This window comes from Rhizobium sp. 862_C5_N1_2 (genome assembly GCF_051811205.1).
Lineage (GTDB): Bacteria > Pseudomonadota > Alphaproteobacteria > Rhizobiales > Rhizobiaceae > Rhizobium > Rhizobium leguminosarum.
In genome coordinates this window covers 909,106-933,169 of sequence record NZ_JBPWPT010000002.1, presented here as the reverse complement: position 1 = coordinate 933,169, position 24,064 = coordinate 909,106, and the positions used below count along the sequence as shown (strand labels likewise).

Below are 24,064 nucleotides of genomic sequence, written 5' to 3'. Positions count from 1 at the left end.
ACTCTCGCATAAGAGGTTCTCATGCTAAACAGGCTTCCATCTACCATTTCAGCCCTTCTCGACGCCCGCGCCGACGGTCACTCGCTGCCGGCCGGCCTTTACGTCAGAGAAGACGTGTTCGAAGCAGACCTCGAGGTCTTTTTCCACAAGCACTGGATCTGTGTCGGCCTGGACTGTGATGTTCCCGAACCCGGCGACGCCACGGTGGTCGATATCGGCAAGACGAGCCTGATCCTTCTGCGTGACGACGACGGAGAAATCCGCGTCCTGCACAATGTCTGTCGCCATCGCGGCTCCCGCCTTCTCGATCCGGGCAAGACGATCGTCTCAAAACTCGTCTGTCCCTATCACACCTGGACATATGAACTGACGGGTGAGCTCAGCTACGCGCCTCACATGGGCAAGGACTTCGACAAGGAGTGTCGGAGCCTCAAGTCCGTCCCCTTCAAGTCGATCGGCGGACTGATTTATGTCTGTCTTTCCGACAATCCGCCCGAGGACATCGCTCTCCTCGAGCAGGCCATGACCGAGCGCCTCGCCCCCTACGACATCCGGAACGCAAAGATTGCCTGCCAGACGGACGTCATCGAGGACGGCAACTGGAAGCTGACGATGGAGAACAATCGCGAATGCTACCACTGCTCCGCAAACCATCCGGAGCTCTGCGTCTCCTTCGTCGATCTCGACTTCGGCTTCGACCCCGAAACTCTGAGCCCGGAGGATCGTGAACAGGCCGAAGAGCATTTCAGGCTGTATGAAGAACGGACCAAGGCGTGGGAGGCTGACGGCTTCCCCTCGGCTGCCGTCGAACAACTCGCCGACTGCGCCACCAATTTCCGCACCCAGCGCCTGATCATCGCAGGCGCCGGTGAATCCCAGACCCACGACGCCACTGCCGCATCCTCCAAGCTTCTCGGGCAGATGACCCGCAAGGATCTCGGTGACACACATCTTTGGGGCCACAACAGCTGGAACCACTTCATGGGCGACCACGCCGTGGTGGCCACCGTCATTCCGCTCTCCGCGGGCAAGACGCTGGTTAGAACCAAGTGGCTGGTCCACAAGGACGCCGTCGAAGGCGTGGATTACGATCTCGACAAGCTGACGGACGTCTGGGTCGCGACGACCGACCAGGACGCCGATCTCGTCGCCCGCTCCCATGCCGGCGCTCTCGACCAGGCATATCAGCCCGGCCCCTACTCCCGCTTCTCCGAGACGAACCTCGACAAGTTCGCCGCCTGGTACATCGACCGGATGCGCGCCCATGGATACTAGAAGCCCGCAGGCGCCCGCGCCCAGAGCCGCCCTTCACGACCTGTGGAACCCAGAGGAAGACGACGCGCTGGTCTGCCTCGACGTTCAGCAGGAGACCCACGACGTCAAGACATTCACCTTCGCCTCCCGTGAGGGCAAGCGGTTCGCGTTCAAGGCCGGGCAGTATTTTCTGTTCGACCTGGAACATAATGGAGACGCTGAAAACAGGTGCTACAGCATCTCCTCCTCGCCGCATCGAACGAACGCCTTCTCGGTGACGGTGAAGCGCGTTCCCGGCGGCAAGATTTCCAACTGGCTTCATGACACCCTGGTTCCCGGTGCAACCGTCAAGGCGAACGGCCCGCTTGGCCATTTCGTCAGGCCCGCGACGTCGAAACCGAAGCTTCTGCTGCTGTCCGGCGGTTCCGGCATTACGCCCGTCATGTCCATCCTGCGTGAGATCGCCGACAGTTGCGAACCCGCCGACGTCGTCTTCATGCATGCCGGCCGGACGCCGCAGGATCTGATCTTTCGCGACGAGCTGGCCTGCATCGCCCGCAGGCTGAAAGGCCTTCGCCTGCATTTCCTCCCGGAGACCGTGGCCGGCGAGCCGTCCTGGCCCGGTCTGACCGGTCGTATCTCGGCAGACTATATGCGGCTGGCGGTTCCCGATATCGCCGACAGAACCGTGATGTGCTGCGGCCCCGCGCCGTTCATGGCTGCCGCGCGCGGCATTGCTGCCGAGCTCGGTGTCGCCGGCTCGAACTACTTGGAAGAAAGCTTCGACGCAGCGGTCATCGACGAACCTGAAATCCCTGCGGTTCAGGAGGCCGCTGCCAAGGTCTTTCAGGTCACCTTCTCGAAGCAGGCCCGCAGCATCGACGTCTCCGGCGACCAGAGCGTGCTCTCATGCGCGAAGAAGTCAGGCGTCAGGATCCCGTCGTCCTGCGCGAACGGCGTCTGCGGCACCTGCAAGTCGAAGCTTACGTCAGGCACGGTCGACATGAACCACAATGGCGGAATTCGTCAGCGGGAAATCGACGCCGGCTTCTTTCTGCCATGCTGCTCCAAGCCGCTTAGCGATCTCGTCATCGAGCGCTGAGTGCCCGGTAACGTCGCGTCACCCACCGACAACAGGGACTCACTGAGATGTTGCGAGAGGAAAGCGATTCCGCCGAGCTGACCGGCCCGACGGTCTTCAAGGATGAGCGAAAGCAGGCATATCTCAATCCTGAGGGAGCGGATCGACCTCTTATCAGTCCTTTGCCGGCCACGACGCTCGATCGGGCTCGCCGCTATCGTCTGGAACGCCTGCGCGCGAAGATGCGCGAATGGGATTGCGGCGCCCTGCTCCTCTACGATCCCGTCAACATCCGATATGCCTTCGATTCATCGAATATGAGCATTTGGACGATGCACAACGCCTCGCGCTACGCTCTGATCCTGGCCGATGGTCCGGCCATACTTTTCGAATTCGAAGGCGCCGAACATGTCAATGACGGGCTTCCCGGCATCGAGGAGATCCGGCCGGCGAAGTCATGGATATTCTTCACGGCCGGGAACCTTATGGAACCCCGGCTGAAAGCCTGGGCGGAGGAAGTCGCGGACCTCATAAAGAGCAACGGCGGCAACAAGCGCGTGGCGGTGGACAAGCTCGAACCCGCCGGCGCGTTCGAATTGCGGGAACGCGGCTTCATGCTCTTAGACGGTCAGGAGCTGGCCGAGCGGGCGCGATCCATCAAAAGCGCTGACGAAATCGAGCTGATGAGATGGACGATCCGTGTCTGCGAAGCAGGCATGGCGCGGATGTACGAGGCATCCGAGCCCGGCCGCACCGAAAGAGAGATCTGGGCCGAGCTTCACTTCGAAAACGCACGTAGTGGCGGCGAGTGGCTCGAGACCAAGCTCCTGACCGCAGGCCCGAGAACGAACCCCTGGTATCAGGAATGTTCGGACTATGTGGTCAAACGCGGGGAGATGATATCCTTCGACACCGATATGATCGGACCCTACGGCTATTGCGCCGACCTCTCGCGCTCGTGGACAGCAGGGCACGTCGCGATGGACGCCAAGCAGAAGCAACTCTACGCCGCCGCCAGGGATCAGATCGAGCACAATCTCGCAATCCTGAAGCCCGGCATGACCTTCGCGGAGTTCAACGCGCTGTCGTGGCGGATTCCGGAGAAATACCAGCCTTATCGATAAACGCTTGCTCTGCACGGAACCGGAATGGCGGACGAATGGCCAGGGATCCTTCTGCATCCGGATTTCGACCCTGATTTCAGCGGCCTCATCGAGGAGGGCATGGTGCTCAACGTCGAGAGCCTGATAGCCGAAGCCGGATCTGAAAGCATCAAGCTGGAAACCCAGGCTCTGATCACGGCAAGGGGCGCGGAGCGGCTGGACACCTTTCCGTGGGAGGATATCTGAATAAGCTCAGTGTGCTCTCGAAGCGGCTGCACGATGCTGTGAGGGGGTCTGCCCGAATGTGCGTTTGAACGTTCGCGTGAACTGCGAGGCATTTTCAAAGCCGACATCCAGCGCGATCTCGATCAGGGGCGCCTTCGACTGAGCCAGGATCGATTTCGCTCGCTCCATGCGAACACGATTATAGGCCTTGGCAGGAGACATTCCCGTCTTGTCGATAAAGATCCTCTCCAGTTGCCGCCGTGACAGGCCAACCGTGGCGGCAAGCTTTTGAATCGACATGCTGCCATCGACGAACTGTTCCATCGTAATCATCGCCGCCTTGACGCGGGCGTCGTCATAGTCGTCGTAGAGCGGACGCCGGGGCTGTATGTCCGATGGAGTCCGGGCCTTTTCGATCTGAAGCACTTCAAGCGCGTTTCGTTCAGCGTCGCGGCTTATATATTTCCTGACCAGCAACGCCGCCATGTCGGCGGAACTGCTGCCGCCTGCGCACGATCCGCGCTGGCGATCGAGATTGAAGAGCCGGTCGGAGCGAACGCTAAGCTCGGGGAACCGCTCCCGAAACTCCTTGTAATGCAGCCAGCTCACACAGGATTCGTGCCGCTTCATCAGGCCTGCCGCAGCAAGAATGAACGAACCCGTGCACACGCCGATCAGCGGCACCTTCTTGACGTCGGCCTGCTTCAGAAAAGTGATGGTCTGCTGGTCGACAGGGTTCTCCACCGTCAGAAGGCCGCCGACGACCACGATGTAGTCGAACCTCGACGGATCGACGAAATCGGATGTCGGAGCAACCTGGACGCCGCAACTCGCGGTGATCAAGTGCCTCGTGCTGCCGATCACCTGCCAGTCTGCAAGGACCCTTCCGGAACGATCCTGCTCGTCGCTGGCAAGCCGCAGCGTGTCCACGAAGAGCGCAAAGGCGGACAGCGTGAATGATCGCGCCAGAACAAAGCCCACCTTGAGCCGGCCAGCCGACTTCGCGTCGGCGTCTGCCTGTCGATGCTGCTCAGGTCGCATAGTCATCTCCTTGCCGCTTCTTACCCCGCCCCCGTCTTTTCAGACGAAAACGCGCTCATCGGATCTGAAAGCCATGCGCCAGCGGATCCCGATCGTCAACGAAAATGGTGTTGTGTCCGATGACGCGTGCCCAGCCTCCGATGCTTGGAAGAATACCGCTATAGGGCCCAATGCGTGCCTCGGCTTCGACCCGGCCCTCGAAGACGGTTCCGATCAGGCTTTCATGCCGATATCTCGACCCGACGGTAAGCCGTTCCTTCCCATAGAGCTGGGCCATGCGAGCGGAGGTGCCGGTGCCGCCCGGCGAGCGATCGATGGCCTTCTCGCCATAGAAGACCGCGCAACGCCCATCCGAGGTGTCGTTCACGGGGCGGTCACACCAGATGGCATGATGCACGCCGCGAATTCTCGGATCGTCGGGATGAACGGGATCGCAAATATCGGCAAGCGCTGACCTGAGCTTCTGGCTGCAGCCGACGATATCCGATGCGGTCATGCCGTCGAGCCCGCTCCAGTTATCCTGCGGTTCGATGACCGCATAATAGTTGCCGCCATAGGATATATCGACGCGCAGGCGGCCCATTCCCGGCACATCGACCTCGACATCAGCCTCGTGCAGATAGCTTGCAACATTGTGGAGACGAACGGATTCGACATATCCGCCCTTTTCCTCATAGGTGACATCGACTCTTCCCGCAGGCGTCTCTATGGCAACCCTTCCCGGCTCCCGCGGCTTGACGAGCCCTTCCTCAATCGCGGCGGTCACGACGCCGATGGTGCCGGCGCCGCACATCGGCAGGCAGCCGCTCACTTCGATGAAAAGAACGGCAAAATCGCAATCCTCCCGGTAGGCCGGATAGATGATCGCCCCCGACATGATATCATGCCCCCTTGGCTCGAACATCAGCGCCTGGCGCACCCAGTCGTGATCGCGGACAAAAATCTCCCGACGCTCGCTGATGGGCGCATGCGGAAGCAGTGGACCGCCTCCGGCAACAAGGCGCACGGGATTTCCTGACGTATGGGAGTCGATGCAGAAGAAGCTGTTTCTCATCTTTTGGTGTCCTTGCTCATCTCGTCTTCGGCAGCCTGTCACGGTCGAGCAGACCGCGGGACAGCCGGTCGAGCAGAAGGGCGATTGCGACGATCGCCAGGCCCGCCCGCAGGCCAAGCCCCATCTCCATGCGCGTCAGGCCGCGCGTCACCTCCGCGCCGAGACCGCCGGCGCCGACGAGCCCGGCCAATACCACCATCGCCAGCGACAGAAGGATGCATTGGTTGAGCCCGACCAGGAGCGTCTGCCTGGCCAAGGGGATCTCGATCTTCCAAAGCACCGAACGAGGCGGCGCGCCGATGGCGCTGCCGAGTTCCACGAATTCTCTGGGCACCTGGTTGAACGCCAGCGTGGTCAAGCGGAGCATCGGCGGAATGCCATAGACGATGGTGGCGATGATTGCCGGCACACGTCCAAGGCTGAAGATCATCACCGCAGGAATGAGGTAGACCCATGGCGGTACGGTCTGCATCACGTCGAGAACCGGACGAACCATCGCCTCCAATGTCTTATGGCGCGAGCACAGGACGCCGATCGGGAAGGCGATGAGCACGGAGATCAAGACAGCGACCGTGACCAGGGAGAGGGTCTGCATCGATGCCGTCCACAGCCCCATGAGGAGACAAAACCCCAGGCAAAGACCGGCAAGGATTGCGGCGCGCAGACCGACGGCGACAAATGCCAGGATGACGACGATCGCGATAAGCCCATAGGGCGGCACGAACAGGAGGGCCGCCTCGAATCCGGAAAGAACCGCTTCGATCAGGTAGCTGATCGCCGCAAACAGCGGATGAAGGTTGGTGTTGAGCCAATCGACTGACGGCGCCAGGAAAGCGCCGGGCGAAAACTGCAGGATGGACGGATTCATGACTTCCTCCCCGTTCCCAAACGAGCCGCGCTCTGAGTTATCCGGTCAAGCACCATGGTCAGAACCACGATGGCTATCGCTCCATTGATGGAGGTCGCGATGTCGAGCGTTCTGATCGCGCCGTAAATCGTCTGGCCGAGCCCGCCGGAACCGACGATGCCTGCGATCACGACCATGCCGAAGGCCATCATCAGGCTCTGGTTGATCCCTGCCATGATGCTCGGCAGCGCAAAGGGAAGGCGGATCTTGAAGAACATCTGCGCCGGTCTGATCCCAAGCGCCTCTCCAAGTTCGATGAACTCCCTGGGCGTCATCCGGATACCGAGAGACGTCAGGCGGATTGCCGGCGGCACGGCGACGATCACCGTCGCGATCAGTGCCGTCGCCGGTCCATAGCCGAGCAGGGCGATCGCCGGCAGCAGATAGATGTATGGCGGAAGTGTCTGGATCAGATCCAGGCCGGGCTCCATGAAGCGATCGAGGGCGGGGAAAAAGCCGGCGGCAATACCGATCGGGATCCCGATCGCCAGGGCGAGTGCGGTTGCGGTCAATACCAGCGCCAGGGTGCTCATCGTCTCCGGCCAGAGCCCCATGGAAAAACAAAGCGCCAGCGCGACGCCGCTCAGCACGGCGAACCAGACATTGACCAGCCGCCAGCCGATGAGCGCCACGATCAGCGCGACCAGGTAGAAAGGCGGAAGCTGCAGAAGCCAGAGGATCCCGTCATAGAGCCCTTCGAGGACCTGCCTGATAGAATCGAAAAGGAACTCGCCGTTGTCGCTCACCCACTCGAGCGCCGAGTCCGTCCATTCGTCAAAAAGATCGGTGAAGCCTGAACTATCCATGTCAATCAGCTCCAGTTGTGGGACGCCGCCGTGAGATCGTGGGTGGACGTCCCCTTGACGCCCATCAGGAGGCTGCGTGGCGTGACCACGCCGACGATCTGATCATTGTCGACGACGGCGATGGCATCTCGCTCCGACTGCATCGTCAATGTGATGAGTTCGTCGATGTCGGCATCCGGCGTCGTGCGCGCCAGCGATGCGATGTCGGAATTCGGCTGGCTCTCATGGAATTCGGCGACGCTGCGCATGACGGAATGCGCCTTGATCAAATGGAGGCGGGATATGCCGGCGACGAATTCGGCGACATAAGCATCTGCCGGGTTGAGGATGATTTCCTCGGCCGTGCCGGTCTGGATGATGACGCCGTCCTTCATGATCGCAATGCGGTCGCCGATCCGGATCGCCTCGTCGAGATCATGGGTGATGAAGACCGCGGACTTGCCCAAGGCTTTCGTCAACTGCCGGAACTCGTCCTGAAGCTGACGCCGGATGAGTGGATCGAGAGCGCTGAACGGCTCGTCCATCAGAATGATCTCGGGGTCGGAAGCGAGCGCGCGGGCGAGCCCGACGCGTTGCTGCATGCCGCCGGAAAGCTCGTTCGGATATCGATTCACCCAGTCGGCGAGGCCGACCTTCTCGAGCGCTGCAACGGCGGTCTTGTTTCGCTCCGGCTTGGCAATTCCCTGTACCTCGAGGCCGAAGGCCGCATTTTCCAGGACTGTGCGATGCGGCAACAGAGCGACGCTTTGAAACACCATGCCGATGTTCCTGGCGCGCATCTGCCGGAGATCGACCGGCGACAGGGCGGCGAGGTCGCGTCCCTTGACGAGGACTTTCCCAGAGCTCGGCGTGATCAGCTTGTTGAGAAGGCGGATGAGCGTCGATTTTCCGCTTCCAGACAATCCCATGATGCAGAAGATTTCGCCGCGCCGGACCTCAATGCTCGCGTCGGACACGCCGACGACGCAGTTGAACTCCTTCAACACCTCCTTTTTGCCGAGGCCGCGCTCCTTGATCGACTTCATTGCCGCAGCGGACTTGTCACCGAAGACTTTCCAAAGGGATTGGCAGTCGATCAGAACGTCATTGATATCGGCATTTACGGCTTTCATAGCGATCCCCTTTGAGCCATTCGGCGCTGGCTTCTTCATTAGGTTTCAGGGTGACCGCCCGACGGATCGGACGGCCACGACGCGTTTAGTTCTTCTTGATGTTTTCCCAGCGCTTGATCAGGTCGGCATGGGCGCCGATCCAATCCTGCACGGCCTGGTCCATGGTCTTGCCTTCATTGACCGCGCCGTTGATGGCGGTGATGTCGGCGATCGGGACGTAGACGCTGGCCATCACTTCACGCGCATGCGGGTTCTCTGCGGAGAAGCCCTTGTGGCCGATCCAGTAGTAGCTCTGCGGCGGCGGGAATACGCCCTTCGGGTCCTTGAGGTACTTGACCTCGTACTTCTGAACCATCCAGGACGGCTCCCAGATCGTCACCGCAATCCACTCCTTGCGATCATAGGCGGACTTCAGCGCCGCCGTCATCGCGGCGGTGCTGCCCTCAACGAGCTGGAGCTTGAGGCCGTAGTCCTTGACCGCGTTCGAGGTATCGCGCATCAGGCCGGAACCCGGTTCGATACCGATGATCTTGCCGCTGAACTTGTCGGCGTTTTCGTTGAGCTGTTCCAGCGAGTCGATCGGGACATATTTGGGAACCGCAACGCCCTGATAGAGGCCATGCGAAACAGGCGAAATCTTTTCGAGGCGGTTCTTGTTCTTGTCCCAGTAGTCCTGCGCAACATAGTCCGTCTGCGAGGTGAGAACCTGGATGTCGCCCTTGGCGAGAGCGGCATAGGCGATGCCCCATTCGGAGAACTCGGTCACCTTGACCGTATAGCCGGCGTCTTCGAGAACCTTCTTGGTGATTCCGGTGATGGGCGTCAGGTCCTCCCACGACATCGTACCCATGGTGATCGTCTTTTCTTCCGCGCGAGCAGGAAGGATGCTGACCCCGATCATCGCAGCGGCGCAGAGCGCCCTCCACAAATTTTTCATTGTTCTTACTCCTGTTTTACGTTCCCATTCTCATTGAAGTCTGCGAGCGGGCAGTCTTCATATTGCGTGGGCCGAGGGATCATCCCTCGCGGCCTGCGCGCAATTCCTGCAAACGGATCATCGCGTTTATGCCCAGCCAGGCGAACGGCTCCGGCGGGAGCCTCGAAGGCTCAGGGTGATCCATGTATTGTTCGAGATGCCGGGAGGCCGTTCGGGTCGCCAGTTCCGCCGCCATCATACCGGCGAGTGTGCTCTTGACCGTTCCAAGCCCGTTTTCGCAGCATGCGGAAAACAGTCCTTCTTCGATCTCGCCGAAGGCGGGCACGTGGTTCCGGCTGAGGCACAGACGACCTGCCCAGCTATATTCGAAAGGGACATCCGCGAGACCCGGGAACCGCGCGTCGAGCGCGTCTCGATGGGCCTTGGCCATCTTGCCCATGCGCCAGTCCGACGCCTCCAGCTTGCTTTCGTAGGTGTACTTCGTGCGGATTACGATCCGCGACTGGCCAGCGGAGGTAATCTTTCGAATCGTGGCTCCCATCGCATCTGCTGGGAGCAGCGCCCACTTGTCCTGCCCTGAGGCCTTCTGGCCGAAGTCGTCTGCTGAAAACGGCGCTGTCATCGAGGCATAAGCGAAGATGTGCATCAGGCGGCCGCGATAGTGCCCGAAATCGTCGATGTGGCCATTGACCCCGAGGATCACCTTTGGAGCGGTGACCTTCCCTCGGTTTGTCATGGCGGCCCAGGTGCCGCTGTCTTGCTTCAATGAAGTGACAGGAGAACGCTCGAAGATACTGACCCTGTCCGACAGGCCCGCCGCAAAAGAGCGGATGTAATCGGCGGGCTGGATAAGCACCGCTCCGGGCGTGTACAGACCGCCGGTGTAGTAATCCGATGCGGTGATCTCCCGCATCTCTTTCGCGTCGAGAAACGTATGCTTCTCGCCAGCGCCCATGAGGGATTCTCCGAAGCTCCGGTTGAGCCTCATGCCGCGAGCAGTGGCCGCGGCGTTGATCTTTCCCGCCGGGTCGAATGTCGCGCGCGACATCCCGTATTCCTCCGCCGCTTGCGCGGCGAAGGCTATCGCTGAGCGGTTCTGGGCCATCTCCAGCCGAGTGGCGTCCGCCTCTCCACTCGAATACTCCCCACCTGAAAGGTTGTGCGGAACGTCGATCATGAAGCCGGAATTTCGGCCCGACGTCCCCTTCCCCACTTCGCTCGCATCAAGGATGACGATCTTGTCATCCGACCGAAGTTCGAGAAGACGGCGGGCCGCCGAGAGGCCAGCAAACCCCGCGCCGACGATCAGCCAATCCGCGGTCACATCGCCGTCGAGGGTCCGGACCGGGAAAGGACGTTTGCTGACCGCCTCCCAGCCCGAGACGCCATTCTCAACAGGCAAACGTTTGACCGACTTCGAGATCATCGGATGGTCTCGTCGACCGAGCGGTCCGAGACGTCGATCCAGATCGTCTTCAGTTCGCAGTAGTTGTCGTGGGCGAAGACCGACTTGTCGCGGCCGCCGAAGCCGGACTCCTTGTAGCCGCCGAACGGCGTGCTGGCGTCGCCTTCTCCGAAGCAGTTGACGGTGACGACGCCGGCGCGGATTTCGCGCGAGAGCTTGATGGCGTTCCTCAGGCTGCCGGTATAGACGGACGCCGTCAGACCGTAATTCGTGTCGTTGGCAAGAGCGATTGCTTCGGCAAGCGAATTGAAGGTCGTGACCGAAAGCACCGGTCCGAAGATCTCTTCCTGGAAGAGGCGGCTGGCGGGCGTTACACCCTCGACCACCGTCGGTTCGATGAAGATGCCGCCATACGTTTCACCGCCATGGGTGACCGTCAGCTTCTCCTTCCTGGCGTCGTCGAGGAAGGATTTCACCTTCTCGAAATGGGCCTTGCTGACGAGCGCGCCGATGCGGTTTGCGGGGTCGAGCGGATCGCCGGTCTTCCATTCGCGCATATAGGCGCCGATGCGCTTCAGCAGCTCGTCCTTGATCTTGGAATGAACGATGAGACGCGACGTCGCCGAGCAGTTCTCGCCCATGTTCCAGAAGGCGCCGTTGACGACCTGCTCGGCAACGAGGTCCAGGTCTTCGGCATCGTCGAGAACGACGGCGGGGTTCTTGCCGCCGCATTCGAGCACGACGCGCTTGAGATTCGAGTCCGCTGCATAGCGCAGGAAGCGGCGGCCGGTAGGCGTCGATCCGGTAAAGGCCACCATATCGACATCCATATGCATGCCGATCGGTTCTCCGACTTCCTTGCCGCCGCCGGTCACGACATTGAAGACGCCGGCTGGAATGCCCGCTTCATGGGCAAGCTCGGCGACGCGCAGCGTGGTGAGCGTCGTTTCCTGCGCAGGCTTGACGATCACCGAGCAGCCGGCAGCAAGCGCCGGGCCGATCTTCCAGGCCAGCATCAAAAGTGGGAAATTCCATGGAAGCACGCATCCGACGACACCGACCGGCTCACGCACGATCATCGTCAGTGCATTCGCGCCGACAGGCGCGGTGTTGTCATAGAGCTTGTCGATCAGTTCGGCGTGCCAACGGATTGTGTGAATGGTATCGGGAACATCGACCGTCTGGCATTCGCCGACCGGCTTGCCACTGTCGAGGCTCTCCATGACGGCGAGTTCGTGACGATTGTCCTCCAGCAGCCTGGCGAGCTTGAGGAGCACCGCCTTGCGTTCTGCCGGCGAACGCAGCCGCCAGCGGCCGTCGTCGAAGGCTTGCCTTGCCTTGGCGACGGCGGCGTCGACATCGGTGGCATCGCATGCGGCAATCTCGGCGAGAACCTCGCCCGTCGCGGGATTCGTCGAGGTGAATGTCTGCCCTGAATTGGCCGGACGAAATGCGCCGTCGACGAAGGCATTCGTCGGAAACTGAAGACCGGCGGCGATCGCCTTGTATTCGGAAGCGGTCAAGGGTTCATGCATGATTTGCTCCCGAGGTGATCTGGCCGACCGTGCGCTTCAACGTGGCGACGACGGTCTGGAGGGTTCGTTTTTCTTCGGAGTTGAGCGGCCGCAGCGGCGCGCGGACCGATCCGACATTCAGCCCGATCAATTCGCATCCGTGCTTGATCGATTGGACGAACTTCCCGCATTCCAGGAAATCCATGAGCGGCAGCATCGCCGTCATGATGGCGCGGCCCTTGTCGAAATTCTTTTCGAGGACGCAGGCTTCATAGAGGGCGACATGTTCGCGCGGGAGGAAATTGGAGCCGGCGCAGACCCAGCTCTTCGCGCCCCATGCGAAGAATTCGAGCGCCTGGTCGTCCCAGCCGCAGGACAGCGCAATATGGGGAAATTTCCGGGCTAGCAGGTGCAGATTGCCCATGTCGCCGGAGCTTTCCTTGATGGCGATCACGTTCCTGGACTTGCCGAGGCGGGAGAAATACTCCTCGCCCATCATCACGCCCATACGAGCCGGATAGTTGTAGAGCATGATCGGCAGGTTCGCCGCGCGGTCGACGGTCAGGGCGTGGACCGCATTCTCGCGCTCGGTCGGCAGCGCGTAGGGCGGTGACGACACCAGGATCGCATCCGCGCCGATTTCCTTCGCCGCCTTTGCGTATTCGACCGAATCTTCGGTCCGCGTGGCGCCGGTCCCGATAATGAGCGGCAGCCGCGTGCCGATGACTTCCCTCGCATAGGCCGCAAGCTCGAAACGTTCCTGGCTGCTCTGGGCGTAGTACTCGCCGGTCGAGCCGCCGACGATGACGCCGTGGACGCCCGCCTCGATCAGCGACTCGAGCACGGCGGCAAATCCAGCCCTGTCGATCTGACCAGTTTGGTCGAGCGGCGTCACCGCCGGCGTATAGATCCCCTCAAACTTCACGACGATTTCTCCAAGAGTTGGGTGGCGGGGCCGCCGAGGAAGGCGTCCGCCTTGAGACCTTGCGGGGCGATGAACATCTCCATGTTCTCGCGGGACAATTCCCAGTGTTCGAAGACGAGGTCGACGACGGCATTCTCGTCGTGAGCGCCGAGCGCATCGATGAAGCCGTCATGATGGCCGACAGCCACTTGAAGCCGTCGCTTCATGTCCTCGTTCCTCGGCCGGAAGAAGGTGTGGCCGATACGCGCGTGGTCGATGAGCAGCCGGCCAAGGCTCGGCTGCAGATAGACGTTGCCCGACATCTCGCCGAAGATTTCGTGGAAGCGATTATTCTCGAGGACCATCGCCAGGGCGTCCATGTTCTCGCTGGCGGCGCGGAACCGCTCCTGGGTCTGCTTCAGGTCCGAAAGCTGAGTGGGCTTGAAGTTCTGCACGGCAAGACGGCCGATTGCCGCGTAGATCATCGGCGCGACAAGAAAGAAATTCCGCAGGGTGGAGTGGTTCATCGGGATGACCCGTGCGCCCCTGTTCTCGCGGATGTCGATATAGCCCTCACCGGCAAGGCGACGGAATATGTCGCGGACCGGCGTCCGGGAGAGCCCGTATCTTTCGCTCAAACTGGCCTCGTCCAGGTCGGCGTCCGGGTCCAGTTCCATCGTCAGAATCTGCCGTTTCAGATCTTCGTAGAGATTGCTCTTGGGGGTCTTCGCCATCGTCACTCTCCGGCCGCTGGTTGCTCTACGCCGTGAAAATGCCACGCCTCTCGGGGTGAGTCAATAATTGTGTACACTGCGTACACAATTAGTATTTCTTAAATACACAATGATGCCGAGCGAAGCGTCCCCGCCGCGCGTCAGGCGTCATTTCAAAGCGCTATCCAGGGATCGGCGTTCCGCGGCGGCGGCCATCGCGGAGCTTCCCAAGCGAATTATGGTGGCGGGTCTGTGAGAATTTCGGTGCAGTCGAGGTTGATGCGATTTTTATGCGCATCAACCTTGATCATCAGGCGTCGGATGGCTGCCGGCAAGCCGGTGCGCGGCCATCACGGACTATCTCGATATCCGGTGGCGGCGGTTTTGTCGGAGAGCGCCGGCTCGGCGTCCCAGAGCATTTCCGCTTTCTCTCAAGTCACGGAAATGCTCTCTTTTGTTTTTACGCAATTCCGGACGCAAAACCGCTGCGCACTTTTGCTGGGAATTGCTTTAGCCGATCACGAGGCCAGCACGCCGCTCTTCTTGGCGGTCCAGGTTGCGATGTAGTCCATAAGGCCAGGGTTTAGGCAATCGTAAGGCTCGAGGCCTGATGTCCTCAGCTGTGCTCTGACGGCGTCCATCTTCGCGGGGTCGAAGCCGCTTTCGATGATCGACGACACGAAGGCTGCAAAGCCCGGCTTCGCCCAGCCGCTTTCCTGGAAACGTTCCGGATGGATGAACGACAATCCCTGGAACGGATGTTCGCGCACAACCGGCCCATACATATGCACGCCGCATTCCTTGCAGGCGGTGCGCTGGATCAAGGCAGCGGAATCGACGACAGCGAGCTTATCGCCATTCTCCAAGACTTCGACACTTTCGGTCGGAGCGACCGCCACGACCGAAAAGACTGCACCTTCGGGCTTCCAGCACTTCGTGCAGCCGCAGGCGTGATTGTGGGCGATATCGCTCTTGATTCTTACCTTCACCGGATTGCTGGCGCACTTGCAGACGAGCGTCCCGCCTGCAAAAGCAGCGTCAGTCGCCCGAAAGCCTGAATCCACTGCCGGATGTATGGCTATGCTGGTCATGGGTTTCTCCTCCCCTTCTGGGCCGTTTGCGATATGCCCGGCCAAGCTCTGCAATCAGTCTCCCAATCTCCGCGCGTGCCAGCGTAGATGGTCTTCCATGAATGTCGAAATGAAGAAGTAGGAGTGGCCGTAGCCTTCCTGCATGCGAAGCCGCAGGCTGATCCCGGCCGTCTCGCAGGCTTGCCTCAGCTCTTCGGGGCGCAATCCATCCTCCAGGAAGCTATCCGCCGTCCCTTGGTCGACGAGGAATTCCGGGAACCGGTGCCCGTCTTCGATCAGCGAGCAGGCATCATATGCCCGCCAGTTCTTTTCATCCGAACCGAGGTATTTCTGGAACGCCGGCTTTGACCAGCCGGAGACCGATGGATGGCTGATCGGCGCGAAGGCCGAACAACTGCTGAAGCGTTCGGGGTTCTTGAGAGCGATCGTGATCGCGCCATGTCCCCCCATCGAGTGACCGAAGATTCCCTGTCGCGTCATGTCGACCGGAAACTCGGCCGCGACAAGCTGCGGCAATTCATCGACGACGTAGCTGTACATCCGATAGTTCTGTGCGAACGGCGGCTCGGTGGCGTCGACATAAAAACCGGCACCCTTGCCAAACTGCCAATTATCCGGCTCGTCCGGGACGGCATCGCCGCGTGGACTGGTGTCGGGGCAGACGATGACAATACCGAGTTCTGCGGCAAGACGCCGATACTCTCCCTTGTCCATGACGTTTGCATGGGTGCACGTCAGACCGGAAAGGTACCACAGAACTGGCAGCTTCCGTCCTTTGGCCTGCGGCGGTAGAAATACCGCAAAGGTCATGTCGCAGTCGCAGACATCCGAGCGATTAACGTAAACGCCCTGGGTGCCGCCATGAGAATTGTCGGTCGAGATGGTTTTCATGACTCAGTAGACCACGACGCCGCGGATGCTCTTGCCCGAATGCATCAGTTCGAAGCCCTTGTTGATGTCTTCGAGCGGCATGGTATGGGTGATCATCGGATCGATCTGGATCTTGCCCTGCATGTACCATTCGACGATCTTCGGCACGTCGGTGCGGCCGCGCGCGCCGCCGAAAGCCGTGCCCATCCAGTTGCGGCCGGTGACCAGCTGGAACGGACGGGTGGAGATTTCCTGGCCGGCACCGGCAACGCCGATGATAACCGACTTGCCCCAGCCGCGGTGCGATGCTTCCAGCGCCTGGCGCATCACCTTGGTGTTGCCGGTGCAGTCGAACGTATAGTCAGCGCCACCGATCAGGTCGCCGTTGCGTTTGGTCAGGTTGACGAGGTAGGGCACGATGTCGTCGCCGACCTCCTTCGGATTGACGAAATGGGTCATGCCGAACTTTTCGCCCCAGGCCTTGCGGTCAGGGTTGATATCGACGCCGATGATCATGTCGGCACCGGCAAGTTTCAGGCCCTGAAGCACGTTGAGACCGATGCCGCCGAGACCGAAGACGATCGCCGTGGCGCCGATCTCCACCTTGGCGGTATTGATGACCGCACCGATGCCGGTCGTCACGCCGCAGCCGATGTAGCAGATCTTGTCGAAGGGCGCGTCGGGATTGACCTTGGCAAGGGCGATCTCCGGCAGCACGGTGAAGTTCGAAAAAGTCGAGCAACCCATATAGTGGTGGATCTTGTCCTTGCCGATCGAAAAGCGGCTCGTTCCGTCCGGCATCAGCCCCTGGCCCTGGGTAGCGCGGATCGAGGTGCAGAGATTGGTCTTGCGGGAAAGGCAGGAATAGCACTCGCGGCATTCCGGGGTGTAGAGCGGAATGACGTGGTCGCCCTTCTTGACCGAGGTGACGCCGGGGCCGACATCGACGACGATGCCGGCGCCCTCATGGCCGAGGATGGCCGGAAACAGGCCTTCAGGATCGGCGCCCGACAAAGTGAAATCGTCGGTGTGGCAGATGCCCGTCGCCTTGACCTCGACCAGCACTTCGCCGGCCCGCGGCCCTTCCAGCTGCACGGTCATCACTTCCAGCGGTTTTCCGGCCTGAACGGCAACGGCGGCGCGAACGTCCATCTTGATATCCTTCCTCTTAAATTGAATTCTGATGCTACATATTCCGATAGACCGGCTTCTCAGCGATCTGCTTCGCTGCGTCACCGCCGAGACTTCGTGCTCTCGCCTTCGGTCTTTTCGTTCATCTCAGGCTCGTCGTTGCCAAGCACCCATCACGTCTCCCGCTCAACCTGGCACCAGACCGCAAGCAGAGGCCGGGCTGTGCATCTTATCGCGAAAGATTGGCCGGCGTCGTTCGCAAAGACCGTGCCGACACCAGCGGAGAACCACTCGGAATCGCCAAGGCGGATTTCGCCCGGCGAAAGCAGAATGAAGGCGCGCGGCTGCGTCTGAACATGATCCGGGAAACGGGTGTAGCGATCCATGTAGATCACGCCGACCCTGAGATCGGCGCGTTCCTCCATGCCGCCAGGACCGACCACGACCGCATGGGAATGCGTATCGCCAAAATTCAGGCTTGCAAACGGACCGGAGCGGCCGCGTCTCCAGAGCAGTTTGTCGGCGAGACTATGGAACTGGCTGGCGATCGCCTCGTATTTCCGTCCCGATTTTGCAAGATGGCCGATGGCGTCATCAAGCCCTTCCGGCGCACCGGGAAGAGACCCGCCCTCCGGGCGCACCTTGCCGGTCTTGAGCAGTTTCTGGAGAACCTTGCCCGCGACGAAGCTGGCGACGGCAGGAGCCTCCGCCGACAACATCAGCCCGCCGACATCGTTGAGGAATTCCTGCAACGGCCGAGAACGTCTTTCCCTGCCGATGTCGTGCAGCCGTATGTATGCCGGCTTCTCGTCATCGTTCAGGAGAAGGTCGGCACCAGGTTTGATTGGACGTCCCACGAAGCGCGCCACGTTCGGTCTCCCCCGCTAGAGCGCCTTTTGCAATTCCGGCAGGGCGTCGAAGAGATCGGCGACCAGTCCGTAGTCGGCGACCTGGAAGATCGGCGCCTCCTCGTCCTTGTTGATGGCGACGATGACCTTCGAATCCTTCATGCCGGCCAGATGCTGGATGGCGCCTGAAATGCCGCAGGCGATATAGAGCTGCGGCGCCACCACCTTGCCGGTCTGGCCGACCTGCCAGTCGTTCGGCGCATAACCGGCATCGACGGCCGCACGGCTGGCACCGACGGCAGCACCGAGCTTGTCGGCAAGCGGCAGGATGACTTCCCTGAACTTCTCGGCAGAGCCGAGTGCCCGGCCGCCGGAGATGATGATCTTGGCCGAGGTCAGTTCCGGACGGTCGGAGGCCGACAGCGCGTCCCTGACGAAGGTCGACAGCCCCGGATCGGAAACCGCCGGGATCGCCTCGACGGTGGCCGAGCCACCTTCCGGTGCAGAGGCAAAGGATGCGGTGCGCACGGTGATTACCTTTTTGGCATCGGTCGCCTGCACCGTCTGGATGGCATTGCCGGCATAGATCGGCCGTTTGAAGGTGTCAGCAGAGATCACCTCGATGATCTCGGAGACCTGGGCGACATCGAGCAGGGCTGCCACCCGCGGCAGCACGTTCTTGCCGACCGAGGTGGCGGCCGAGATGATCGTGTCGTAGCTTCCCGCCAGCGAGACGATCAGGTCGGCCAGCGGCTCGGCCAGATTATTGGCGAGTTCGTCGCTTTCGGCGAGCAGCACCTTGGAGACGCCGGCAAGCTTGGCAGCCGCATCGGCAGCGGGTTTGGCAGCCTTGCCGGCGACCAGCACATGCACGTCGCCGCCAATCTTGGTTGCGGCCGTCAGCGTCTTGGCGGTCTGGTCGGACAGGCTTGCATTGTCGTGGTCAGCCAGAAGAAGAATGGTCATGATGATGGTTCCTGTTCCAACCTGATTACAGCACGCCGGCTTCGTTTTTGAGCTTGTCGATGAGTTCGGCGACCGACTTGACCTTGACGCCGGCCTTGCGGCCCGACGGCTCCTCGGTCTTCAAGACCTTGAGGCGCGGCGTGGTCGACACGCCGAAATCATCAGGCGTCTTCTTGTCGAGCGGCTTCTTCTTCGCCTTCATGATATTCGGCAGCGAGGCATAACGCGGTTCGTTCAAGCGCAGATCCGTGGTGACGACCGCCGGCAGCTTGATCTCGATCGTCTGCAGGCCGCCATCGACCTCGCGGGTCACCTGCGCCTTGCCGTCACCGATGTCGATCTTCGAGGCGAAAGTGGCCTGGGCCGTTCCCATCAGTGCTGCCAGCATCTGGCCGGTCTGGTTGCTGTCGTCATCGATCGCCTGCTTGCCGACGATGATCAGCCCGGGCTGTTCGGCATCGGCCACAGCCTTGAGGATCTTGGCGACAGTGAGCGGCTCGACTTGATCGTCGGTCTCGACCAGGATCGCCCGGTCGGCGCCCATGGCAAGTGCGGTGCGCAGCGTCTCCTCGGCCTTGGCTGGACCGATCGAAACGACGACCACTTCCTCGGCCTTGCCGGCTTCCTTCAGCCGCAACGCCTCTTCCACCGAGATCTCGTCGAACGGGTTCATCGACATCTTCACATTGGCAAGCTCGACACCCGTGCCATCCGGCTTCACCCGGATCTTCACGTTGTAGTCGACAACCCGTTTGACTGGGACGAGTATCTTCATGGGCAACCCCCCTTTATTTCTAAACTGCTGGCCGTCAGTTCGGCCGTTCGGCAAGCAATGCCCAGAAGGCGAAGAACGGCGTGTCAAGCGACCTCATGGCATGTTTGATGCCAGGGACATTATAGAAGGATCCGCCGATACCTGGCGAAAACCAGTCCCCTTCCCCCTGCTGGAACTCTCCCTCGGAAAGCACGAGATAGACTTCCTCAGGCGCATGGTCGTGATCGGGATAGCGCACGTGAGGCGCCATCAACGTCACGCCGATCCACAGGTCGCTCCGCTCCTCCAATCCTCCCAGGCCGATAATCATCGCATTGGCATGCCCATCGACAAAATTGTCGCTGGCCGTGTGGTCATACTTGGTGCGCCGATGCCATTCAAGCATTGGCTCGATGCCTTTGAACCCCTCGATCAAACGCGTCAGCGAAGGATAGGACGTATCGACGGAAAGCGCCACATCAAGGAGAGCGCACACAGGCAATCGACCTCCCTCCCCCGCACGCGCCGTTCCCCGGCGCTCCAGCGCCGCAGAAATCTGACGAATCGAGCGGCGAGCCTCCGGGGTATTCGCGAACTGGTCGAAAGCCACGAAAGCCGCGTCCAGGAAAATCTGGAGGCTTTCATTCCGTAAACTCATCTCATCACCTCCCGAGACGATCGGCCGACAAGGGGCCCACTCTTGCAATCAGATATCTTTCGCGATGCGCAACCCATCATAGACGGCGGCATGCGTGTTGCGTGCGGCAACGGCATCGCCGATCCGGAACAGCTGGAACTTGCCATCAGGATTGCGGATCACGGACTGAGGTTCTCCGGAAAGAAGCTGATCGTGCGACATTTCGCCGAGATTGCTCGAGCTGGGTTTCAGTTCGAAATAGAGTTCATCGAGCGGAATGGTCCCATGATTGACGACGATCTGGTCGAAGCTCTGCTGCTTGGCAATCCCGCCGTAATCGCTGCCGACATGGGCGACGAGCTGGTTGCCGCTCTTTTCGACGGCTTCCAGACGGTAGGTGACGGTGAAGGTCACGTCATGCTTCTGCAGAGACCGCATATAGGGCACGAGATTCATGGCCATGACCTCGGGCGCGAAGGACCGGTCCGGCGTCATGATCTCGACCTTGGCGCCTGCCTTGGCGAGAAACTCCGCCGCCTGCAGGCCGGCATGATCGCCGGCGTCGTCGAAGATCAGCACGTTGGTTCCAGGCTTCACGTCGCCGGAGATGATGTCCCATGACGAAACCACCAGGTCGTTGCCGCTCGCCAGGACCTCGGTATGCGGCAGGCCGCCGGTTGCGATGATGACGACATCGGGATTCTCGGCCTCGATGGTGTCCGCTTCCGCCCAGGTGTTGAAGTGGAAGGTGACGTCGTATTTGTCGCACTGGCTCATGCGCCAGTCGATGATGCTGATCATTTCCTTGCGGCGCTCGCTTTGAGCGGTGAGCCGGATCTGACCGCCGGGATTGTTCGCCGCTTCGAAAACGACGACCTGGTGGCCGCGTTCTCCGGCGACGCGCGCCGCTTCCAGACCGGCCGGGCCGGCGCCGACGATGACGACCTTTTTCTTGGCGTCGGCCTTCGCCACGATATGCGGCATGGTCAGTTCGCGGCCGGTGGCGGCATTGTGGATGCAGAAGGCCGCCCCGCCCTGGTAGATACGATCGAGACAGTAATTGGCGCCGACACAGGGACGAATATCGTCTTCCCGCTTTTCGATGATCTTGCGGACGATATGCGGGTCGGTCATGTGGGCGCGGGTCATGCCGACCATGTCGACCTTGCCGGAGGCGATCGCGTAGCGCGCGGTGGCGACGTCAGGGATTTTCGCCGCATGGAAGGTCGGAAAGTTGGTTGCGGCGCGAATTTCGCCGGCGAAATCGAGATGCGGCGAATTCGCCATGCCCTGGATCGGGATCACGTCGGTGAGGCCCGCATCGGTATCGATGTGGCCGCGAATGACGTTCAGGTAATCGATGAGGCCGCTTTCCTTCAGGCGCCGGGAGATTTCCAAGCCTTCGGCTTTGCCGGTACCGCCGGGAAGACATTCGTCGGCGGTATAGCGCACGCCCAGAATGAAGTCGTTCCCCACTCTTTGCCGGATTGCCCTGAAGACGTCGAAACAGAAGCGCAAACGGTTATCGAGCGATCCGCCATAGGGGCCGTCGAGCTCGTTGGTGAGCGGCGAGGTGAACTGGTCGATCAGATGGCCGTAGGCCTCCAGTTCGACACCGTCCATGCCACCCGCCTTCATGCGTTCGGCAGCGTCGGCGAAATCCTTGATGATGCGCTCGATGTCCCAATCTTCCACCTTCTTCGGGAAGGCGCGGTGGGACGCTTCGCGCTGATGCGATGGCGCCACCACAGGCAGCCAGTCGCCCTTGTCCCAGCGTGTGCGCCGGCCGAGATGGGTGAGCTGGATCATGATCGCCGCTCCCTCTTCATGCACGGCGTCGGTCATCTCCCTGATCCAGGGCACGATCTCGTCCTTGTAGGCGAGCAGGTTGTTGAAGACCGGCGGGCTGTCCCTGGAAACCGCGGCCGAGCCGGCCGTCATCGTCAAGGCCACGCCGCCCTTTGCCCGCTCCACCGTATAGGCGCGATACCTCTCCTTCGGCATGCCGTCTTCCGGATAGGCCGGCTCGTGGGAGGTGACGATGATACGGTTGCGCAGTTTCAAATGCTTGAGCTGGTAGGGCTGCAGAAGGGGATCGTTCGACATGGGCCGTGGTTCCGGATTAAAAACGTCAGAGCCGACGCTAGGCACAATGTACATATGTGTCAATGTTGAAAACATGTGGGTCGTCATTTTCGACACTAATGTACATTTTCCTTGTGCGCTGCCGTATAATTTGATAGGAGATAGCCTATGGATCAGGCTCTGAACGACACTGGCTGGCGGGGATCACAAGAGGGATGGCTGGAAGCAGCTTACCACTCGCTGCTGGATTCCGGCGTGGATTCGGTGAAAATTCTGCCGCTGGCGAAGAGGCTCAATCTCTCGCGCACGAGCTTCTACTGGTTCTTCAAGGATCGGGAGGAGCTGTTGGCCGGGCTCGTGGCGCGGTGGCGCGACAAAAATACCGGCAACATCGTCAAGCAATCCGAAGCCTACGCGGAATCGCTCGCCGAGGCGATGCTCAATGTCTTCGACTGCTGGCTCAACAATGATCTGTTCGACGCCAGGTTCGAATTTGCCGTGCGCAGCTGGGCGCTGCAGTCCGACGAGATTCTCGCCGAGGTCCGGCAAGCCGATCAGCTCCGGCTGGAAGCCCTCAAGCGCATGTTTATCCGGTTCGGGCTACCAGAAGCGACATCAGATGTCCGAGCGCGAACAACTTACCTCGTGCAGATCGGATATATCTCCATGCAAGCTAAGGAGGAACTCGCCGTCCGCATGAAACGGATTCCCGAATATATCGCGATCTACACCGGCGAAGTGCCGCAGCAGAGGGAGCTCGATCGCTTCTTCTCCCGGCATGGCTATAGGCCGGGTTAGGGAAAGCCGAGATGAGCGTTTCCTTGAGGATCGGTATAATTGGTGGCGGCGGTTGGCTTGGCGGAGCAATCGCCGGCTCGATCCTCGATGCCGGCCTGGTCGAACCTCAAAAACTCTCCCTCTCCTATCGCAGCGAAGAGCCGCGCCGCTTCCCGAATTCTTTCTTGACCACCGACAATCAGGCGCTTGCCGACCGTTCGGACGTGATCATTCTTTCCGTCCGCCCTGATGACTGGCATGCTCTTGATGTCGATGCCGGCGGCAAGCTCGTCATCTCAGTCATGGCGGGCATCCGCCTGGACGCACTTTCGGACCGCCACAACACCGGTCGCGTCGTCCGCGCCCTGCCGAATGCCGCCGCCGAAGTGGCCAAGTCCTATACACCCTGGATTGGCGCGAGCGATGTCACCGAAGACGACCGGGCGCTCGTCCGCGCGATTTTTCAGGCATGCGGATCTGAGGACGAGGTGGCAAGGGAAAGCGACATCGATTACCTCACCGGCCTGTCCGGGTCCGGACCGGCTTTCCCGGCATTGCTCGCCGCCGCCATGATGAGCGATGCCGTCGCCCATGGCCTGCCGGCGGAGATTGCGCGGCGCGCCGTCAACACGGTGATGACAGGCGCCGGTCGCCTGCTGGAGCGCCGCGACGAATGTCCCGATGAGGTTGTTCAAACCTTTGTCGGCTATCGCGGAACCACGGCGGCGGCCATCGAAGGCATGCGCGCGGCCGGGTTCGACGCTTCGGTTGCGGAGGGACTATCGGCAGCATTCAAGAAATCGGTGAGTATGGGAGACGCTTCCTGACAACCGTTGGAGCGGGTCCTGC

At 60.9% G+C, this 24,064-nt stretch carries 22 protein-coding genes and 1 pseudogene; 5 read left to right on the top strand and 18 right to left on the bottom strand.

Features of this window, described 5'->3' with window-relative positions; all coding sequences use genetic code 11:
• Positions 1 to 21 precede the first annotated feature (21 nt).
• From ACD590_RS28695 to ACD590_RS28685, 3 genes and pseudogenes are all read left to right on the top strand, one after another.
• The gene (locus tag ACD590_RS28695; protein WP_439003944.1) at positions 22 to 1,275 is read left to right on the top strand and encodes an aromatic ring-hydroxylating oxygenase subunit alpha; all 1,254 of its coding nucleotides are present in this window, start codon (positions 22 to 24) and stop codon (positions 1,273 to 1,275) included.
• A complete protein-coding gene (locus ACD590_RS28690) occupies positions 1,265 to 2,356 on the top strand; it encodes an FAD-binding oxidoreductase (protein WP_439003943.1) in 1,092 nt (363 codons plus the stop codon). The genes ACD590_RS28695 and ACD590_RS28690 overlap by 11 nt, the downstream gene beginning before the upstream one ends.
• Before the next feature lie 47 nt (positions 2,357 to 2,403).
• Positions 2,404 to 3,684, top strand: a pseudogene (locus tag ACD590_RS28685) (M24 family metallopeptidase).
• Between the two features lie 6 nt (positions 3,685 to 3,690).
• Here ACD590_RS28685 and ACD590_RS28680 read toward each other — a convergent pair.
• The 18 genes from ACD590_RS28680 to ACD590_RS28595 all read right to left on the bottom strand — a co-directional run bounded on the left by ACD590_RS28680 (position 3,691) and on the right by ACD590_RS28595 (position 22,459).
• A complete protein-coding gene (locus ACD590_RS28680) occupies positions 3,691 to 4,704 on the bottom strand; it encodes a GlxA family transcriptional regulator (RefSeq protein WP_439003942.1) in 1,014 nt (337 codons plus the stop codon).
• A gap of 55 nt (positions 4,705 to 4,759) precedes the next feature.
• Positions 4,760 to 5,758: a 4-hydroxyproline epimerase gene (locus ACD590_RS28675; RefSeq protein WP_131598384.1), complete on the bottom strand. Its 999-nt coding sequence runs from the start codon at positions 5,756 to 5,758 to the stop codon at positions 4,760 to 4,762.
• 16 nt (positions 5,759 to 5,774) lie between these two features.
• Positions 5,775 to 6,626 (bottom strand): ABC transporter permease, encoded by an 852-nt coding sequence (locus ACD590_RS28670; RefSeq protein ID WP_018246023.1) that lies wholly within the window; start codon positions 6,624 to 6,626, stop codon positions 5,775 to 5,777.
• Positions 6,623 to 7,471, bottom strand: a complete 849-nt coding sequence (locus ACD590_RS28665) for an ABC transporter permease (protein ID WP_439003941.1) — start codon at positions 7,469 to 7,471, stop codon at positions 6,623 to 6,625. Before ACD590_RS28665 ends, ACD590_RS28670 begins: the two co-directional genes overlap by 4 nt.
• Positions 7,472 to 7,476: 5 nt before the next feature.
• On the bottom strand, positions 7,477 to 8,583 hold the full coding sequence (locus ACD590_RS28660) for a quaternary amine ABC transporter ATP-binding protein (protein WP_376770315.1): 1,107 nt from the start codon (positions 8,581 to 8,583) through the stop codon (positions 7,477 to 7,479).
• Positions 8,584 to 8,668: 85 nt separating this feature from the next.
• A complete protein-coding gene (locus ACD590_RS28655; protein WP_018246026.1) occupies positions 8,669 to 9,520 on the bottom strand; it encodes a glycine betaine ABC transporter substrate-binding protein in 852 nt (283 codons plus the stop codon).
• A gap of 79 nt (positions 9,521 to 9,599) precedes the next feature.
• Entirely contained in the window at positions 9,600 to 10,946 is a 1,347-nt protein-coding gene (locus ACD590_RS28650; protein ID WP_439003939.1) for an NAD(P)/FAD-dependent oxidoreductase, read from the bottom strand.
• Positions 10,943 to 12,460, bottom strand: coding sequence for an aldehyde dehydrogenase (locus ACD590_RS28645; RefSeq protein ID WP_130729512.1), 1,518 nt, complete (start codon positions 12,458 to 12,460; stop codon positions 10,943 to 10,945). The genes ACD590_RS28650 and ACD590_RS28645 overlap by 4 nt, the downstream gene beginning before the upstream one ends.
• Positions 12,453 to 13,364 (bottom strand): dihydrodipicolinate synthase family protein, encoded by a 912-nt coding sequence (locus tag ACD590_RS28640; protein ID WP_439003938.1) that lies wholly within the window; start codon positions 13,362 to 13,364, stop codon positions 12,453 to 12,455. The genes ACD590_RS28645 and ACD590_RS28640 overlap by 8 nt, the downstream gene beginning before the upstream one ends.
• A complete protein-coding gene (locus ACD590_RS28635; RefSeq protein WP_018246030.1) occupies positions 13,361 to 14,077 on the bottom strand; it encodes a GntR family transcriptional regulator in 717 nt (238 codons plus the stop codon). Before ACD590_RS28635 ends, ACD590_RS28640 begins: the two co-directional genes overlap by 4 nt.
• 497 nt (positions 14,078 to 14,574) lie before the next feature.
• Complete coding sequence (gene gfa / locus ACD590_RS28630; RefSeq protein ID WP_018246031.1) at positions 14,575 to 15,147, bottom strand: S-(hydroxymethyl)glutathione synthase; 573 nt, start codon at positions 15,145 to 15,147, stop codon at positions 14,575 to 14,577.
• A 54-nt stretch (positions 15,148 to 15,201) separates the two neighbouring features.
• On the bottom strand, positions 15,202 to 16,038 hold the full coding sequence (gene fghA, locus ACD590_RS28625; RefSeq protein ID WP_112907383.1) for an S-formylglutathione hydrolase: 837 nt from the start codon (positions 16,036 to 16,038) through the stop codon (positions 15,202 to 15,204).
• 3 nt (positions 16,039 to 16,041) lie between these two features.
• Positions 16,042 to 17,169, bottom strand: coding sequence for an S-(hydroxymethyl)glutathione dehydrogenase/class III alcohol dehydrogenase (locus ACD590_RS28620; protein ID WP_222284125.1), 1,128 nt, complete (start codon positions 17,167 to 17,169; stop codon positions 16,042 to 16,044).
• Positions 17,170 to 17,321: 152 nt separating this feature from the next.
• Entirely contained in the window at positions 17,322 to 18,017 is a 696-nt protein-coding gene (locus ACD590_RS28615; RefSeq protein ID WP_439003937.1) for a dimethylsulfonioproprionate lyase family protein, read from the bottom strand.
• Positions 18,018 to 18,032: 15 nt separating this feature from the next.
• The gene (locus tag ACD590_RS28610; protein WP_018243778.1) at positions 18,033 to 18,962 is read right to left on the bottom strand and encodes an electron transfer flavoprotein subunit alpha/FixB family protein; all 930 of its coding nucleotides are present in this window, start codon (positions 18,960 to 18,962) and stop codon (positions 18,033 to 18,035) included.
• Positions 18,963 to 18,987: 25 nt separating this feature from the next.
• Entirely contained in the window at positions 18,988 to 19,737 is a 750-nt protein-coding gene (locus ACD590_RS28605) for an electron transfer flavoprotein subunit beta/FixA family protein (protein WP_439003936.1), read from the bottom strand.
• Between the two features lie 34 nt (positions 19,738 to 19,771).
• Entirely contained in the window at positions 19,772 to 20,374 is a 603-nt protein-coding gene (locus ACD590_RS28600; protein WP_439003935.1) for a dimethylsulfoniopropionate lyase, read from the bottom strand.
• A 48-nt stretch (positions 20,375 to 20,422) separates the two neighbouring features.
• Positions 20,423 to 22,459: an FAD-dependent oxidoreductase gene (locus tag ACD590_RS28595; protein ID WP_439003934.1), complete on the bottom strand. Its 2,037-nt coding sequence runs from the start codon at positions 22,457 to 22,459 to the stop codon at positions 20,423 to 20,425.
• 147 nt (positions 22,460 to 22,606) lie between these two features.
• Here ACD590_RS28595 and ACD590_RS28590 point away from each other — a divergent pair, with 147 nt between their 5' ends.
• Both ACD590_RS28590 and ACD590_RS28585 read left to right on the top strand, forming a co-directional pair.
• Positions 22,607 to 23,236 carry a TetR/AcrR family transcriptional regulator gene (locus ACD590_RS28590; protein ID WP_018246039.1) on the top strand — a complete coding sequence of 210 codons (630 nt, stop codon included), beginning with the start codon at positions 22,607 to 22,609 and terminating at the stop codon, positions 23,234 to 23,236.
• 11 nt (positions 23,237 to 23,247) lie between these two features.
• Positions 23,248 to 24,042, top strand: a complete 795-nt coding sequence (locus ACD590_RS28585) for a pyrroline-5-carboxylate reductase family protein (RefSeq protein WP_439003933.1) — start codon at positions 23,248 to 23,250, stop codon at positions 24,040 to 24,042.
• Positions 24,043 to 24,064: the final 22 nt, after the last annotated feature.